Below are 14,780 nucleotides of genomic sequence, written 5' to 3'. Positions count from 1 at the left end.
ACGCTGATCGGCGGATGCCGGTTGACGCGGCGCAGCGCAGCGACCATCTGCCCAATCGGAACGATCTTGTCCGATTTGAGAACGCTTCGCAACATGAGACTGTCCAGCCTTGCCGACTATGCGGTGGTGATGCTCACCGCCCTGGCGCGGCGTGCGCCCGACGGTGCGGTGCGGCCCAACGCGACGCTGCTGGCGGAGGAGACGGGTGTGCCGTTGCCGACCGCGCAAAAACTGGTCAGCCGCCTGTCCGCCGCCGGCCTGCTGGAAAGCGCGCGCGGCACGGGCGGCGGGTTCCGCCTGGCGCGCCCGGCCGATGCTATCAATCTGGCCGATGTGATCGAGGCGGTGGAGGGACCGATCGCGCTCACCACCTGTGTCGACGATGCGCGGCACGATTGCGCCATCGATCGCCAGTGTCAGGTCAAGCCGCATTGGGCGATCGTCAACCAGGCCGTGCGCGGCGCGCTCGCCGAGGTCAGCCTGTCGCGTCTCGCCGCCGCCTCTCCTGTTACGTCCGCCCCCATTCCGTCCGCGAAGCCTGTCCCGGCGCCGCGCGAAGAGGTAATCGCCTGATGGCCACCAAGAACGCAGAGGCCTATGCGGCCGTATCCAAGAAGTATGAGTGGGGTTTCGCCACCGACATCGAGCAGGACTTCGCGCCCAAGGGGCTGAGCGAGGACACTGTTCGTTACATCTCCGCCAAGAAGAACGAGCCCGAATGGATGCTCGACTGGCGGCTGAAGGCGTTTCGCCTGTGGCAGACGATGGAGGCGCCCGACTGGGCCAAGCTCAACATCCCGCCGATCGACTACCAGGACGCGTATTACTATGCGGAGCCGAAGGCGAAGGCGACGATCAAGTCGCTGGACGACCTCGACCCCGAAATCCGCCGCACCTACGAAAAGCTCGGCATTCCGATCGAGGAGCAGAAGCTGCTCGCCAATGTCGAGGGTGCCGAGCCGCCGCGTCGTGTCGCCGTCGACGCGGTGTTCGACAGCGTGTCGGTTGCGACCACCTTCCGCGCCGAACTGGAGCGGGCAGGCGTCATCTTCCGCTCGATCAGCGAGGCGATCCGCGAATATCCGGAGCTGGTGAAGAAGTGGCTGGGCAAGGTCGTGCCGCAGCGCGACAATTATTTCGCCACGCTCAACAGCGCGGTCTTTTCCGATGGCACGTTCGTCTATGTGCCGGAGGGTGTACGCTGCCCGATGGAACTGAGCACCTATTTTCGCATCAACGCGGAAAATACCGGCCAGTTCGAACGCACGCTGATCGTCGCCGACAAAGGCGCGTACGTGTCGTACCTGGAGGGCTGCACCGCCCCGATGCGCGACGAGAACCAGTTGCACGCGGCGGTGGTGGAATTGGTCGCGCTGGACGATGCCGAGATCAAATATTCGACCGTCCAGAACTGGTATCCGGGCGACGAGAACGGTGTCGGCGGCATCTACAACTTCGTCACCAAGCGCGCGCTCTGCCAGGGCCGCAACAGCAAGGTGTCGTGGACGCAGGTCGAAACCGGCAGCGCGGTGACGTGGAAGTATCCCAGCTGCGTGCTCGCGGGCGAGAACTCGGTGGGTGAGTTCTACTCCGTCGCCGTCACCAACAACCGGCAGCAGGCGGATACCGGCACCAAGATGATCCATCTGGGCAAGGGGTCGCGCTCGACCATCGTGTCGAAGGGGATCAGCGCCGGACGGTCCGACAACACCTATCGCGGGCTGGTACGGGTTGCGCCGACCGCCGAGGGTGTGCGCAACTTCACCCAATGCGACAGTTTGCTGCTCGGCGACCAGTGCGGCGCCCATACTGTGCCGTATATCGAGGTCCGCAACCCGTCCGCGCAGATCGAGCATGAGGCGACGACGTCGAAGATCAGCGAAGACCAGCTGTTCTACGCCATGTCGCGCGGGCTGGATCAGGAAGCGGCGGTCGCGCTGATCGTCAACGGCTTTGCGCGGGAGGTGCTCCAGCAACTGCCGATGGAATTTGCGGTCGAGGCGCAGAAGCTGCTCGGGATCAGCCTTGAGGGTTCGGTGGGATGACCCCGCAGGACGAGGATCGGCGACCGAACACCCCTACCCTGCATGGGAGGGGCCGGGGGTGGGGCCTGTCCGCGAACGCTTTGGCCGAACTGCACGCGCGTGCGGCCGACATGCGTGGGAATCCGAGTGAACCGGAAAAGCGGTTGTGGCGCCTTCTCTCCGGCTCGAAGCTGGCTGGCCGCAAGTTTCGCCGCCAGGCTGTTGTCGCCCCCTTCATTGCGGATTTCCTTTGTCCGCAGGAAGCGCTGATCGTTGAGGTCGATGGCGACACGCACGATGTCGAGAAGGATCGGCTGCGTGATGATGCGCTTGCGGCAAGCGGTTATCGAACGATGCGCGTCACCAATGCCGATATCTTGACGAATATGGACGGCATGGCTGCGGCGATCGTCCGAATGATCGCGCGGCCTGAGGTTGCGGCGACGCCCCACCCCAACCCCTCCCCTGAAGTGGAGGGGCTTGAAGGATGACGATGTTAGTAATTGAAAACCTCCACGCCGAGATCGACGGCAAGCCGATCCTCAAGGGCCTTTCGCTCGAAGTGAACGCGGGCGAGATCCACGCGATCATGGGGCCGAACGGGGCGGGCAAGTCGACGCTCGGCTACGTTCTTGGCGGGCGTCCGGGTTACGAGGTGACGGATGGCTCGATTACCTTCGACGGCCAAGACTTGCTCGAACTTGAGCCGCATGAGCGCGCGGCGGCCGGCCTGTTCCTCGGCTTTCAGTACCCCGTCGAGATCCCCGGCGTGTCCAACGTCCAGTTCCTGCGCGAGGCCCTGAACGCCCAGCGCGGGAGCCGCGACGAGAAACCGTTGTCCGGTGGCGAGTTCCTGAAGCTGGCGCGCGAAGAGGCGAAGAAGCTCGACATGGACGCCGAGATGCTGAAGCGTCCGGTCAATGTCGGTTTCTCCGGCGGCGAGAAGAAGCGCAACGAGATGGTGCAGATGGGCATCGTCGACCCGAAGTTCGCGATCCTCGACGAAACCGACAGCGGCCTCGACATCGACGCGCTCCGCATCGTCGGTGACGGCATCAACCGCATCATGCGCAAGCCCGACAAGGCGGTGCTGCTCATCACCCATTACCAGCGGCTGCTCGACTATGTGCAGCCGGACCGGGTTCACGTGCTGGCCGACGGGCGTATCGTCCGATCGGGCGGCCCGGAGCTGGCGCTGGAGCTGGAGCGCGAGGGCTATGGCGCTCTCGGCGCAGGCGTGGAGGCGGCCGTCGGTGCCTGAGCTGCTCGACCTGCCGTCCACCCGCGCGGAGGCGTGGCGCTGGGCCGATATGGGCGCGCTGTCCGCCGCCGCCGCGCTCGCGCCGATCGCGCGGGCGGAGCATGAGGAACATTTCCTTGATCTGCCCGGTGCGCGGCTGCTGTTCGTGAACGGCGTGCTGGACGAAGTGCATTCGGTGCTAGACCGCGTCACTCTCATCGAGCATGTCGCCGGCGACCATGCGCTCGGGCGGCACGCGCAGGGCACCGGCTGGTCGCTGCGCCTCGACACGGATGCCGCCGCCGATCCGGTGCAGGTCGTGCACGTCGCGACGGGCGGTGAGAACCATTTGCCCGCCGAGATCGTGCTGGCCGACGATGCGGTCGCCACGGTGGTGGAGACCTTCGTCGGCGCCGGCTGGTCCAACCGCGCGACGCGCATCGCGCTCGGCCGCTCGGCGCGGTTGCAGCGATCGGTGCGGCTGTTGCAGGCGGGCGGCTTCGTCTCGCTGCGCGAGGAAGCGGAACTGGGCTCTGGTGCCAGCTTGGTGTCGGTGTTCCTGGGCGCCGGGCAGGCGGGCTCACGGATCGACGGGCAGGTGGTCGTCGGTGAGGGCGGCTATGCCGAAATGGGCGGCGCGCTGCTCACCGCCGGACAGCAGCGGCAGGAATGCGCGGTGCGGGTCCGCCATGCCGAGCCGAACGGGCAGTCGCACCAGCTGTGGCGCGCGGTAGCGGCCGACACTTCGGTCGCCAGCCTCGCCGCGGCCGTAGAGGTGGCGCGCCACGCGCAGAAGACGGACGGCGAACAGTCGCTGCGCGGCCTGCTGCTCCAGCGTACCGCGACCGTGAACCTGAAGCCGGAACTGGAGATCTTCGCCGACGACGTGAAGTGCGCGCATGGCGCGACGGTCGGGGAACTCGACACGCGGGCGCTGTTCTACATGCAGTCGCGTGGCATCCCGAAGCCCCGCGCCCAGGCGATCCTGACGCGCGCCTTCGTCGCGGATGCGCTGGATCGGATCGCGTCGGAGCCGGTGCGCGAGGCGTTCGCGGCGGATGCCGATGCGTGGCTGGACGGCGCGCTGTGACCGCGCTGTCCTACAAGGGCGCGGATCGGCAGACGGAGGTGATGACCGCCGCGCCGTCCCTGTCGCCATCGATCCAGAGCGCGCGCGGGGTGAAGTGGAGAGATAGCGTTTCAGCTCTCCACTTTCTCCACTTCACATCCTTGCAACCGTCATGCTGATGCCCGACGCCGCACCGCTCGACCGGCTTGCCGACTTCCCGGCGATCCCGGAAGGGTGGGCCTATCTCGACACGGCCGCCACCGCGCAGAAGCCCGCGCCCGTCGTGGACGCGATCACCCGCGCGTATGGCGAAACCTATGCCACCGTGCATCGCGGGGTGTACCAGCGCTCCGCCGACATGACGCTGGCGTTCGAGGCCGCGCGCCGGCGGGTGGCGGGCTTCATCGGCGCGCCTTCACCGGATGAGGTCGTGTTCGTGCGCGGCGCGACGGAGGGGATCAACCTGGTCGCGCAGTGCTGGGCAGGCACGCAGTTGAAGGCCGGTGACCGCATCCTGTTGTCGATGCTGGAGCATCATTCCAACATCGTGCCGTGGCAGATGGTGGCGGAGCGCAACGGGCTAGGCCTGGACGTGGTGCCGCTGACCGCCGATGGCCGCATCGACCTGGATGCGATGGAGCGGATGATCCGCCCGGAGCACAAGCTGGTCGCGCTGGCGCATGTCTCCAACGTGCTCGGATCGGTGCTGGACGCGGAGCGTGCGGTGCGGATTGCGCATGCGGCGGGTGCGAAGATCCTGCTCGACGGGTGCCAGGCCGTGCCGCGGCTGGCGGTCGATGTGGCGGCGTTGGGCTGCGACTTCTACGTGTTCTCGGGCCACAAGCTGTACGGGCCGACGGGGATCGGCGTGCTGTGGGGCCGTTCCGAGCTGCTCGATGCCATGCCGCCTTATCAGGGTGGCGGATCGATGATCGACAAGGTGTCGTTCGCGCGCACCACCTATGCCCCGCCGCCGGGACGGTTCGAGGCGGGGACGCCGCACATCGTCGGCGTGCTGGGGCTGCATGCCGCGATCGATTATGTGGAGGGCATCGGCCTCGACGCGATCCACGTGCACGAAACCGCTCTGGTCGCCCGTGCACGCGATGCACTCGGACGGATCAACTCGGTCCGGCTGCTCGGCCCGGATGATTCGGCCGGCATCGTCAGTTTCGTGGTGGAGGGGGTGCATCCGCACGACGTCGCTACCATCTTGGACGAGGGCCGGGTCGCGATCCGCGCGGGCCATCATTGCGCACAGCCGCTGATGGAGGCGCTGGGCGTGGAGGCGACCGCACGGGCCAGCTTCGGCGTGTACAATGGCCCCGCCGACATCGATGCGCTGGTGCGCGGGGTCGAGCGGGTGTCGCGGATCTTCGGGTAGGATTGTTGGATGAGCTACGAGGTCGAAGAGGTGGAGGGCGTGGCACCGGCCCCGCGTGCGCGGGTCGAGGATGCCGCGCAACCGGCGGAGCGCAAGCGCGACTATCTAGACGGATTCCTGGCGCAGCAGCCTCAGGGTGTTGCAGCCGGTGAGCCGGGCGGCGCGCTGTACGACGGCGTGATCGACGCGCTGAAGGACATCTACGACCCCGAAATCCCGGTCAACATCTATGACCTGGGCCTGATCTATGGCGTGGACGTGACCGATGAGGGGCACGCGACCGTCACCATGACGCTGACCACGCCGCATTGCCCGGTGGCCGAGTCGATGCCGGCCGAGGTCGAACTGCGTGTCGGCAGCGTGCCGGGCATAGCGCTGGCGGACGTCAATCTGGTGTGGGACCCGCCCTGGGATCCGCAGAAGATGTCGGACGATGCCAAGCTTGAACTGGGCATGCTGTAGCCGTCGATCGAAGTGACACTTTGATCGAGAAAGGACCAAGAATGGCGACGACCCTACGCCCGCGCCCTGCCGCACTGAACCTGACCCCTTCCGCAGAGGCCCGCATCGCCGATCTGATGACCAAGGCACCGGCGGGCGCGGTCGGCGTCAAGCTGTCCACGCCACGGCGCGGATGTTCGGGGCTCGCCTATTCCGTCGATTACGTGACCGAGGCGAAGCCGTTCGACGAGCGCATCGACACGCCCGGCGGCACGCTGTTCGTCGACGGGGGGTCGATCCTGTATCTGGTCGGATCGACCATGACATGGGTGGAGGACGATTTCACCGCCGGCTTCGTCTTCGACAACCCCAACGCCAAGGGCAGTTGCGGGTGCGGGGAAAGCTTCACCGTTTGAACGGTTCGGCTACTCCTCGTCCCCTTCCGGCTGATAATCCACGCATTTTTCGAGATAGCGTTCTGCCAGTTCGACATGCGCCTTGACGGCGGGGGCGGAGGTGGATCGCTGGGCCGCTTCGATTTCGGCCTCTGCGCGGTGGTAGAAATATTCCTGATCGTCGTCTTCGTACGTCATCTTGCCTCTTCCTGGCGAGGCAGATGGGACCAAAAACCGGCCGAGGCAATGGTGATGTAACAGTGTCGCGCCGGGCCGAAACACCCGCGCGACGGTCGACGCAGTGGGAGAGGTGACGGCGCTTACGCGACCGCCACCGCTTCCTCCGGCTCGCGCAGCACATAGCCGCGGCCCCACACCGTCTCGATATAGTTCTCGCCATCGCAGGCCAGGCTGAGCTTCTTGCGCAGCTTGCAGATGAAGACGTCGATGATCTTCAACTCGGGCTCGTCCATCCCGCCATAGAGATGGTTCAGGAACATCTCCTTGGTCAGCGTGGTGCCCTTGCGGAGCGACAGCAGCTCCAGCATCGCATATTCCTTGCCGGTCAGGTGGACGCGGGCACCGTCGACCTCCACGGTCTTCGCATCCAGGTTCACCGCCAGCTTGCCGGTGCGGATCACCGATTGCGAATGCCCCTTGGACCGGCGCACGACCGCATGGATGCGGGCGATCAGTTCCTCGCGGTGGAACGGCTTCGTGACGTAATCGTCGGCACCGAAGCCGAAGGAGCGGACCTTCGAATCCATCTCGTTGATGCCCGACAGGATCAGCACGGGCGTCGACACGCGCGCCACGCGCAGTTTCTTCAGCACGTCATATCCGTGCATGTCCGGCAGGTTCAGGTCCAGCAGGATGATGTCGTAGTCGTAGAGCTTGCCGAGGTCCAAACCCTCTTCGCCCAGGTCGGTCGTGTAGACGTTGAACCCCTCGGTGTTCAGCATCAGCTCGATCGCCTTCGCCGTGGTCGGCTCGTCCTCGATCAACAGCACGCGCATCAGCATGTCCCCCGTTGCGGCCCGCTGTTCCATTCGCAGGCCGACCCGAATTCATTAACCAACGCACATCTGAACGCAAAAGGTTAATTCGCGATTAATCCAGCCTTCCCCGTGACTCACGCGGCATTTCTGGCGGGGAAAGCAAGGTCTGGTGTTCGGCTCGGGGAATGTCCTCCCCCAGCACGTCGCGCAGATACAGGCTGCGAATCAGGGTGTAGATCACGACAAGCAGCGCCGCGGAGAAGAACAGGCCGAACAGTCCGAAGACGTAACCGATACCGATGATGACGAACAACGTCATCGCCGGCGGGATCGCCACCACGCGGCTGGTGACGAACGGAGTGATCGCGTTGGACTGGATCAGGCGGACCACGGCATAGGTGACCAGCGTGCCGATGATCGGCCCGGTCCCCTTCGTCGCGGCGAGTCCCAGCGCCGGCAGCATCGCGGCGGTGGGGCCGATATAGGGAATGAACTCCGACAGGCCGGCAAGCAGGCCGAGCGCCGCCGCCGAGGGAACGCCCGCGATCCACAGGCCGATGCCGACCGCCACGCCCATGGTGGTCATCTGGATCAACTGCGCACGCAACCACAGGCGCAGCGTGGAGGCGGTATCGAACAGCGCGTCCTCGAACGCCGCGCGGTTGGACGGCGGGATCAGCAGCAGGAACCCGCGCTCATAGACCTTTGGATCGGCGGCGAAGAAGATCGCGCCGACCAGCAGCAGCAGGGCGTTGAGCGCCAGCTCACCCGCACCGCGGGCGAGTCCGCCGACATCCTGCGCGGCCTGGCTGCCGGCATAGGCGGAGCGCACGGCATCTACCAGCTTGGCCCCGACCGCCCCTTTCGATGCCCAGGCGGCGAACTGGTCCAATATGCCGGGCAGGCGCGTGACCAGGATGTCCACCTGTTCGCGGAACGCGACACCGAACAGCCAGCCGAGAAAACCGATCACGCCGAGCGCCGTCGCCATGCCCAGCCCGAGCGCCAGCTTGCGCGGCGCGCGCAGATGGTGGCGATACAGGTCGGCCAGCGCGTGGATGGCGATCGCGCCGAGCATGGAACCGAACGCCAGGATCAGCAGGTCACCGGCCCGGATCAGCGCGGCGACGACAGCGGCGATCGTCAGGAGGATCAGGACCCGGCGGATGAAGCGCGCATCCTCGGCATCCGGGGCGAGCCGCTTCATGCGGGCGACGACCTCAGCGGGCGCGACAGGTACGATTCGTAAGGAGCAGGATCACGGTGACGAATGCGGGGCATCCGGTCACCGTGGCACATCGTCGCTCCGCGCAACAGTCGCACACGGATCCCGCAGATGCTCCGCGAGGAAGGCGATCAGCGCCTCCACCCGCGCCGGGCGGAGCGGGCTGGGCGGGGTGAGCAGGTGCAGCCCGACCGGCGGCGGCGTCCAGTCGATCAGGATCGGGGAAAGTGCGCCGGATGCGATATGCGGGCCGACGATGAAGCCGGGCAGGCTGGCGATGCCCAGCCCGCAGAGCAGCGCCGGGATTAGCGCATCCCCCGTGTTCGCGGTCAGCGGTCCGGCCGGGCGGACCGCCACCTCCGCCCCGTCCGCACGTCGGAAATGCCATGGGCCGGGAATGTTGGAATAGCCGAGCAGACGGTGATCGCCCAGCTCGGCCGGGTGGCGCGGCGTGCCATGGGCGGCGAGATAAGCGGGCGAGGCGCAGACATGAACCTGGATGCCGCACAGCCGGCGGGCGCGCAGGGAGCTGTCGGGCAGGTCCGCGATGCGGAGCGCGATGTCGAACCCCTCCGCAACGATGTCGACCCGCGCATCCGACAGGTGCAGGTCGATCTCGACACCGGGATGGGCGTGCAGGAACTCGGCCAGCAGCGGCGACACGCTGGTTACGCCGAAGCTCATCGGTGCGGCGACCCGGATGCGGCCTGCGGGCGCGCTGGCGCCGTCGCGCGCGGCCTCTTCGGCGGCGATCGCCTCCGCCAGGATACGGCGGGCATGGTCCGCCAGCGGACGGCCCGCCTCGGTCAGCGCCAAGCGGCGCGAGGTGCGATGGAACAGCGACTGGCCGAGACTCGCCTCCAGCCGGGCGATCGCCTTGGACACCGTCGCCTTGCTCAATCCGATCGCGTCGGCCGCCCCGCTGAACGAGCGGTGTTCCACGACCGAGGCGAAGATCGCCCAGGCTTCCAGATCGGGCAAGCGCATGCCGGCATCGTATTGCGGGAAACGATCGGTTTCCAGCGTTTCGGTTCTCCGACCCGTGCGCCGGTCCTATGTTGGCGCCAACAAGGAGGTTCCATCATGACCGCCACCACGTCTGTCCGACATGAAGCCGACACCGGCATCGACCGCCGCCCCTTCGCAACGCTTGGCCATGCCGATCATGGCTGGCTGGACGCGCGGCATCATTTCTCGTTCGCCAACTATTACGACCCAGCCCGCATGGGGTGGGGCGCGATCCGCGTGTGGAACGACGACGCCATCGCGGCGGGCACCGGCTTTCCGCCGCACCCGCATCGCGACATGGAGATCATCACCTTCGTCCGCGAAGGGGCGATCACGCACCGCGACTCGATGGGCAACCAGGGCCGCACCGTGGCCGGCGACGTGCAGGTGATGAGCGCCGGCACCGGCGTGCGCCATTCCGAATACAACCTGGAAGGGGACACGACGCGCATCTTCCAGATCTGGATCGAGCCCAAGCGGGCCGGCGGTTCGCCGAGCTGGGGCGCCAAGCCCTTTCCGCGAGGCGAGCGGAGCGGGCGGCTGGTGACGCTGGCGTCCGGCTTTGCCGAGGATGGGGAGGCGCTGCCGATCCGGGCCGACGCACGGGTGATGGGCGCGACGCTGAAGGCCGGCGAAAGCGTCAGCCATACGGTGGGCGAGGGGCGCCACGCCTATCTGGTCTCGGCCAGCGGCGCGGTGTCGCTGGATGGCGAGCGGATCGAGACGCGAGACGGCGTAGCGATTTACGGCGGGCGCACCGTGACGATCGTGGCGCTGGATGACGCGGAGATCGTTCTGGTCGATGCCGACTGACGTCCCAAACGGATTTTGACGAACACAAAGGAGCGAATGATGACCAAGGTTCTGGTGCTGTACTACTCGTCCTATGGCCATATCGAAAAGCTGGCCGACGCGGTCGCGGAGGGCGCACGTGGAGTGGGGGCGGAGGTCGACATCCGTCGCGTCGCGGAAACCGCGCCGGCGGCGGTGGTTGAGGCCGCTCACTTCAAGACCGACACCGCGCATGCGGAGATCGAGTCGCCCGATGCCCTGGCCGATTATGATGCCGTGATCGTCGGCGCGCCGACCCGGTTCGGCCGCATGCCCAGCCAGATGGCGGCATTCTGGGACACCACCGGGCCGCTGTGGTTCAAGGGCGCGCTGGCCGGAAAGGTCGGCGCCGCCTTCACCTCCACCGCCACCCAGCATGGCGGGCAGGAGACGACGCTGTTCTCCATCATCACCAATCTGATGCATCATGGCATGGTGATCGTCGGCCTGGATTACGGATTCGAGGGGCATGCCGGCGCGGGTGAGGCGCATGGCGCGACCCCTTACGGCGCCAGCACGATCGCGGGCAGCGACGGTCAGCGCCAGCCGAGCGACGTGGAGCTGGACGGCGCCCGCTATCAGGGCCGCCGGGTGGCGGAGGTCGCCGGCAAGCTGAAGGGCTGATCATTCAATCGACGGCGGGTTCGGCGGGGAAGTCCCGCCGGGCCCGTGCGAACAGGAACCGTGCGCGCGCCGCACCGGGCGCGGTGGCGGATGTGCCGACCCAGCGCCAGTGCCACGGTTCCCACTTGACGCCCTGTTTGTTGCCGCCGGGGAAGGATTGTTCGAACCCGTATCTCGGCGCGTTGATGCGCAGCCATTTCGCCGCCGGCAGCGCGGCCATGCACGCCTCCGCATCGGGACAATTGGGCGACGGGCGGATCGCGAAATCGATGGCATAGCCGGTGGAATGCTCGCTGTGGCCCGGCGGCGCGACGGAGATCGCGCGGTCGGCGGCATTCGGATTGAACTCCCGACAGAACACCGACTGTTGCCACGCAATGCCGCGATGGCACGACACCGCGCGCAGGGTGCCGCGCGTGGACGGGTCCGCGCTGGCGGCGGCGAGAAGGCGTTGCAGATCGGCCAGCACCTCTCGCCGGATGCGGCACCCGCCGCGCAAGCCAAAGCCGTCCGGCGCGGAGATCAGGTCGGCGGCCGCTGCCTCGCCATAGGGCAGGTGCCCCAGCATGCGTCCGTCGGCGGAAACCGGCGCCCGCGCCTCGCACCCCTGTGCCAGCGCGTCGGCCGGGAGAGCCAGGGCGAACATGGCGAGACCGCGCAGGACGGTCACCGGACGGAGAGCGGGATGGGAGCGGCGCATGACGTGGCACTGGCATGGCGCGCGCGGGAGTGGCAAGGGCGAGTGGACATGGACCCCGACCGTATCTTGTTCATCGATGGCGAGGCGTTGGTGATCGACAAGCCCGCCGGGCTGCCCGTCGACCGCCCGCGTGATGGATCGCTCAGCCTGGAAAACCATCTGGAGGCGCTGCGCCTAGGCTTTCAACGCTGGCCGACCGCCGTGCACCGTCTGGACCGCGACACCAGCGGTTGCCTGTTGCTGGCGCGCAATCCGAAGGCGGGTGCGCGATTCGGCCAGGCGTTCGAGCGTGGGGAGGTGCAGAAGCGGTACCTGGCTGTGCTCGACGGGGTGCCGCAGGGCGAAAGTGGTACGATCGACCTGCCGCTCGCCAAGGTGTCCAGCGTCGAGGAAGGATGGCGCATGGTCGCCGATCCGAAGGGCAAGGCGGCGCGCACCGACTGGCGGCTGCTCGGCGTGCGCGACGGGCGTGCGATGGTGGAGTTCCTCCCCCACACAGGGCGCACCCACCAGATCCGCGTTCATGCGGCAAGCGGGCTGGGCGTGCCGGTGACTGGCGACCCGGTGTACGGCCGCGCCGACCGGGCCGGCATGTTGCTGCATGCGGCCGCGCTGACCGTGCCGCGCGGTGCCAAGCCGGCGATCGTGGCGGAGGCGCCCTTGCCAGCTCGGTTCGGCGAATGGCCGGCGGAGCTTCTGGGATGATCCCCGTGCCGGAGGAGGCGATCGACGAACGCTTCCTGGCGGCGACCGGTCCGGGCGGACAGAATGTCAACAAGGTGGCGACCGCGTGCCAGCTGCGCGTCGATGTCTTCCGCTTGGGCCTGCATCCGGAAACCTATCGGCGGTTGAAGGTGCTGGCGGGCAGTCGGCTGACGAGCGGCGGGACGCTGGTGCTGACGGCGCGGCGATACCGGACGCAGGAGGCGAACCGGCAGGATGCGCGCCAACGACTGGCCGAACTCCTCACCGAGGCGGAAAAGCGTGAGGCGAGGCGGGTGAAGACGAAGCCCAGCCGGTCCGCCAAGGCGAAGCGCGTGGACGAGAAAAAGGGACGCGGCGCGATCAAGGCCGCGCGTGGAAAGGTAAGGACCGACTGATGTACGCGTTCGACGTGGCCACCGGCAGCAAAGAGGATTTGTACCGCGACCTGCTGGCCGCGGTCGACGCGCTGACCGCCGACGAGCCCGATGCCATCGCCAACATGGCAAACGCGGCGGCGGTGATCTGGCAGTACCTGCCCGACCTGAACTGGGCCGGCTTTTACCGGATGGTCGACGGTGAGCTGGTGCTGGGGCCGTTCCAGGGCAAGGCGGCATGCATCCGCATCCCGGTCGGCAAGGGCGTGTGCGGCACGGCGGCGGCGACGCGCGCGACGCAGCGGGTGGAGGACGTCCACGCCTTTCCCGGCCACATCGCCTGCGACGCGGCGAGCCGGTCGGAACTGGTCGTGCCGCTGGTCCGTGACGGCGTGGTGTTGGGTGTCCTCGATCTCGACAGCCCAATTCCGGCGCGATTCGACACGGACGATGCACGCGGGTGCGAGGCGGTGGCGGCGCTGCTGGCTGACCGCCTGGGCTGACCCGTTTCGGGACGGCCCACCGACTGGCGGCTCCCCGCGCCGTTCGGTAAGCAACGCCGTAACCAATCGCGCGTTGCGGCAAGTAATGGTAGGTTTCGGCCTGGCAAACGGGGAGTTGATCGAGATGCGGATGCTTCTGTTCGGCGCAGTGGCCGGCATGGCGTTGCTGGCCGGCGGGGATGCGACGGCGCAAACGCGCGTCGGTGGTCCGGACACGGCGCGCCGCTATCCTGGTGCGTACCCGGCGCCTGCTTCGACGACGGCACCGCGGACCAGCCGTTGGGGCAGCCGGGTAGACGGACGCTGGTGGGGCGGATCGAACGCGCCCGGTGGCTGGAGTGCGTACCGCCGGCCGGCGCGCGGCTATGCCCTGCCGACATATTGGATCGCGCCGCGCTTCGCCGTCAACGACTGGTCGACCTATGGCCTGTCGACGCCGCCGCAGGGGTATCACTGGTCGCGATATTATGATGACGCCGTGCTGATCGACACGCGCGGGTCGGTGTATGACAGCGTGACGGGTCTGGATTGGGACGGCCTGGGCGGTCCCGCCTATACCGCCGCCACGTATCCCGCGCCTGCCTACCCTGCGCCCGTCGACGCCGGGCGCGGATATGACGATGGCAGGTACAGCGGTGGCTACAGCGACGGGTACGGCGCGGACTATCCGCCGCCTCCTGCCTATGACCGCAGCTATGATGCCGACCGCAGCAGCGGGCTGGGCGGCGCGGCCGTGGGTGCCGTGGCGGGCGGCGTGGCGGGCAACCTGATCGCGGGGCGCGGCAATCGGCTGGGCGGGACGCTGATCGGCGCCGGCGTAGGAGCGGCCGCGGGCTATGCCGTCGACAAGTCGCAGGATCGCCGCCGTCGGCGTCCGCCCGTGGCGCCGTACTCGGCGGAGCCTTATCCGCCCGCGCCCTATGCGGGCTATGGCGCCGACTATGCTGGGCCAAATAGCTGGGCTGGGCCGAACGGCTGGGCTGGGCCGAACAGTTGGACCTCGCCGGATGGGGCGACCACGGTGGTGACCACCAGCAGCGGCGGCTATTATGGCGGCGGCACGACGACCGTGACGGTGCAGAGCGCCCCTGTCGTGACCACCACGACGACGACCGACGTCTATGAGGACCGCGTGACCTATAGCCGCCCGGTCGCGCACAAGGTGTACAGGAAGCGCCGGGCATCAAGGCCGCGCTGCTACTGCCGCTGATCCCCTTCGTGCAGTGGGGAGGACGGCCGTTCGCGGTCGTCCGCTGTGT

General features: G+C 67.5%; 19 protein-coding genes. 14 read left to right on the top strand and 5 right to left on the bottom strand.

The annotated features are described in order from the left end of the window. Nucleotides 1-93: 93 nt before the first annotated feature. The 8 genes from BMX37_RS12555 to BMX37_RS12520 all read left to right on the top strand — a co-directional run bounded on the left by BMX37_RS12555 (nt 94) and on the right by BMX37_RS12520 (nt 6,574). Nucleotides 94-573, top strand: coding sequence for an SUF system Fe-S cluster assembly regulator (locus BMX37_RS12555; RefSeq protein ID WP_093666094.1), 480 nt, complete (start codon nt 94-96; stop codon nt 571-573). After that, on the top strand, nt 573-2,045 hold the full coding sequence (sufB, locus tag BMX37_RS12550; protein ID WP_093666093.1) for a Fe-S cluster assembly protein SufB: 1,473 nt from the start codon (nt 573-575) through the stop codon (nt 2,043-2,045). Before BMX37_RS12555 ends, sufB begins: the two co-directional genes overlap by 1 nt. Then, the gene (locus tag BMX37_RS12545) at nt 2,042-2,515 is read left to right on the top strand and encodes an endonuclease domain-containing protein (protein WP_093666092.1); all 474 of its coding nucleotides are present in this window, start codon (nt 2,042-2,044) and stop codon (nt 2,513-2,515) included. Before sufB ends, BMX37_RS12545 begins: the two co-directional genes overlap by 4 nt. 2 nt (nt 2,516-2,517) lie before the next feature. Beyond that, nucleotides 2,518-3,285: a Fe-S cluster assembly ATPase SufC gene (gene sufC, locus BMX37_RS12540; RefSeq protein WP_093666091.1), complete on the top strand. Its 768-nt coding sequence runs from the start codon at nt 2,518-2,520 to the stop codon at nt 3,283-3,285. Further along, complete coding sequence (locus BMX37_RS12535) at nt 3,242-4,354, top strand: SufD family Fe-S cluster assembly protein (protein WP_170841964.1); 1,113 nt, start codon at nt 3,242-3,244, stop codon at nt 4,352-4,354. The genes sufC and BMX37_RS12535 overlap by 44 nt, the downstream gene beginning before the upstream one ends. Before the next feature lie 157 nt (nt 4,355-4,511). Further along, entirely contained in the window at nt 4,512-5,717 is a 1,206-nt protein-coding gene (locus tag BMX37_RS12530) for a cysteine desulfurase (protein ID WP_093666247.1), read from the top strand. Between the two features lie 9 nt (nt 5,718-5,726). Continuing rightward, nucleotides 5,727-6,179 carry an SUF system Fe-S cluster assembly protein gene (locus BMX37_RS12525; RefSeq protein ID WP_093666089.1) on the top strand — a complete coding sequence of 151 codons (453 nt, stop codon included), beginning with the start codon at nt 5,727-5,729 and terminating at the stop codon, nt 6,177-6,179. A gap of 41 nt (nt 6,180-6,220) precedes the next feature. Further along, on the top strand, nt 6,221-6,574 hold the full coding sequence (locus BMX37_RS12520) for a HesB/IscA family protein (RefSeq protein ID WP_093666088.1): 354 nt from the start codon (nt 6,221-6,223) through the stop codon (nt 6,572-6,574). Nucleotides 6,575-6,583: 9 nt separating this feature from the next. Here BMX37_RS12520 and BMX37_RS18845 read toward each other — a convergent pair whose 3' ends face one another. The 4 genes from BMX37_RS18845 to BMX37_RS12505 form a co-directional block, all read right to left on the bottom strand. After that, nucleotides 6,584-6,751 carry a hypothetical protein gene (locus BMX37_RS18845; protein WP_170841963.1) on the bottom strand — a complete coding sequence of 56 codons (168 nt, stop codon included), beginning with the start codon at nt 6,749-6,751 and terminating at the stop codon, nt 6,584-6,586. Between the two features lie 122 nt (nt 6,752-6,873). Further along, nucleotides 6,874-7,569: a response regulator transcription factor CtrA gene (gene ctrA / locus BMX37_RS12515; protein WP_093666246.1), complete on the bottom strand. Its 696-nt coding sequence runs from the start codon at nt 7,567-7,569 to the stop codon at nt 6,874-6,876. A 94-nt stretch (nt 7,570-7,663) separates the two neighbouring features. Further along, on the bottom strand, nt 7,664-8,758 hold the full coding sequence (locus BMX37_RS12510) for an AI-2E family transporter (protein WP_093666087.1): 1,095 nt from the start codon (nt 8,756-8,758) through the stop codon (nt 7,664-7,666). Between the two features lie 78 nt (nt 8,759-8,836). Next, nucleotides 8,837-9,763, bottom strand: a complete 927-nt coding sequence (locus tag BMX37_RS12505) for a LysR family transcriptional regulator (RefSeq protein WP_093666086.1) — start codon at nt 9,761-9,763, stop codon at nt 8,837-8,839. A 96-nt stretch (nt 9,764-9,859) separates the two neighbouring features. On the opposite strand from BMX37_RS12505, the gene BMX37_RS12500 reads away from it, so the two are divergent. Beyond that, nucleotides 9,860-10,597, top strand: a complete 738-nt coding sequence (locus tag BMX37_RS12500; protein WP_093666085.1) for a pirin family protein — start codon at nt 9,860-9,862, stop codon at nt 10,595-10,597. A gap of 39 nt (nt 10,598-10,636) precedes the next feature. Then, complete coding sequence (gene wrbA / locus BMX37_RS12495; RefSeq protein WP_093666245.1) at nt 10,637-11,239, top strand: NAD(P)H:quinone oxidoreductase; 603 nt, start codon at nt 10,637-10,639, stop codon at nt 11,237-11,239. 4 nt (nt 11,240-11,243) lie between these two features. Here wrbA and BMX37_RS12490 read toward each other — a convergent pair whose 3' ends face one another. Next, a complete protein-coding gene (locus tag BMX37_RS12490; RefSeq protein ID WP_170841962.1) occupies nt 11,244-11,939 on the bottom strand; it encodes a M15 family metallopeptidase in 696 nt (231 codons plus the stop codon). A gap of 48 nt (nt 11,940-11,987) precedes the next feature. Between BMX37_RS12490 and BMX37_RS12485 the strand changes: the two genes are divergently transcribed. The 4 genes from BMX37_RS12485 (at nt 11,988) to BMX37_RS12470 (ending at nt 14,731) form a co-directional block, all read left to right on the top strand. Further along, nucleotides 11,988-12,644, top strand: coding sequence for an RluA family pseudouridine synthase (locus BMX37_RS12485; protein ID WP_093666084.1), 657 nt, complete (start codon nt 11,988-11,990; stop codon nt 12,642-12,644). Further along, nucleotides 12,641-13,039 carry an alternative ribosome rescue aminoacyl-tRNA hydrolase ArfB gene (arfB, locus tag BMX37_RS12480; protein ID WP_093666083.1) on the top strand — a complete coding sequence of 133 codons (399 nt, stop codon included), beginning with the start codon at nt 12,641-12,643 and terminating at the stop codon, nt 13,037-13,039. The genes BMX37_RS12485 and arfB overlap by 4 nt, the downstream gene beginning before the upstream one ends. Beyond that, complete coding sequence (locus tag BMX37_RS12475; protein ID WP_093666082.1) at nt 13,039-13,521, top strand: GAF domain-containing protein; 483 nt, start codon at nt 13,039-13,041, stop codon at nt 13,519-13,521. The genes arfB and BMX37_RS12475 overlap by 1 nt, the downstream gene beginning before the upstream one ends. Before the next feature lie 124 nt (nt 13,522-13,645). Further along, entirely contained in the window at nt 13,646-14,731 is a 1,086-nt protein-coding gene (locus BMX37_RS12470) for an RcnB family protein (protein ID WP_093666243.1), read from the top strand. The last annotated feature ends 49 nt before the right edge of the window (nt 14,732-14,780 follow it).

Source organism: Sphingomonas gellani (genome assembly GCF_900110035.1).
Classification (GTDB): Bacteria; Pseudomonadota; Alphaproteobacteria; order Sphingomonadales; family Sphingomonadaceae; genus Sphingomonas; species Sphingomonas gellani.
The sequence above is the reverse complement of the archived record's forward strand: the minus strand, read 5'-3'. Positions and strand labels throughout refer to the sequence as shown.

Coding starts and splice junctions, on each gene's coding strand:
- arfB (WP_093666083.1), top strand. CDS start 12,641: ATGATCCCCGTGCCGGAGGAGGCGATCGACGAACGCTTCCTGGCGGCG.
- BMX37_RS12485 (WP_093666084.1), top strand. CDS start 11,988: ATGGACCCCGACCGTATCTTGTTCATCGATGGCGAGGCGTTGGTGATC.
- BMX37_RS12525 (WP_093666089.1), top strand. CDS start 5,727: ATGAGCTACGAGGTCGAAGAGGTGGAGGGCGTGGCACCGGCCCCGCGT.
- BMX37_RS12475 (WP_093666082.1), top strand. CDS start 13,039: ATGTACGCGTTCGACGTGGCCACCGGCAGCAAAGAGGATTTGTACCGC.
- BMX37_RS12490 (WP_170841962.1), bottom strand. CDS start 11,939: ATGCGCCGCTCCCATCCCGCTCTCCGTCCGGTGACCGTCCTGCGCGGT.
- BMX37_RS12545 (WP_093666092.1), top strand. CDS start 2,042: ATGACCCCGCAGGACGAGGATCGGCGACCGAACACCCCTACCCTGCAT.
- BMX37_RS18845 (WP_170841963.1), bottom strand. CDS start 6,751: ATGACGTACGAAGACGACGATCAGGAATATTTCTACCACCGCGCAGAG.
- BMX37_RS12520 (WP_093666088.1), top strand. CDS start 6,221: ATGGCGACGACCCTACGCCCGCGCCCTGCCGCACTGAACCTGACCCCT.
- wrbA (WP_093666245.1), top strand. CDS start 10,637: ATGACCAAGGTTCTGGTGCTGTACTACTCGTCCTATGGCCATATCGAA.
- BMX37_RS12470 (WP_093666243.1), top strand. CDS start 13,646: ATGCGGATGCTTCTGTTCGGCGCAGTGGCCGGCATGGCGTTGCTGGCC.
- sufB (WP_093666093.1), top strand. CDS start 573: ATGGCCACCAAGAACGCAGAGGCCTATGCGGCCGTATCCAAGAAGTAT.
- BMX37_RS12505 (WP_093666086.1), bottom strand. CDS start 9,763: ATGCGCTTGCCCGATCTGGAAGCCTGGGCGATCTTCGCCTCGGTCGTG.
- BMX37_RS12530 (WP_093666247.1), top strand. CDS start 4,512: ATGCCCGACGCCGCACCGCTCGACCGGCTTGCCGACTTCCCGGCGATC.
- BMX37_RS12510 (WP_093666087.1), bottom strand. CDS start 8,758: ATGAAGCGGCTCGCCCCGGATGCCGAGGATGCGCGCTTCATCCGCCGG.
- BMX37_RS12535 (WP_170841964.1), top strand. CDS start 3,242: ATGGCGCTCTCGGCGCAGGCGTGGAGGCGGCCGTCGGTGCCTGAGCTG.
- ctrA (WP_093666246.1), bottom strand. CDS start 7,569: ATGCGCGTGCTGTTGATCGAGGACGAGCCGACCACGGCGAAGGCGATC.
- BMX37_RS12555 (WP_093666094.1), top strand. CDS start 94: ATGAGACTGTCCAGCCTTGCCGACTATGCGGTGGTGATGCTCACCGCC.
- BMX37_RS12500 (WP_093666085.1), top strand. CDS start 9,860: ATGACCGCCACCACGTCTGTCCGACATGAAGCCGACACCGGCATCGAC.
- sufC (WP_093666091.1), top strand. CDS start 2,518: ATGTTAGTAATTGAAAACCTCCACGCCGAGATCGACGGCAAGCCGATC.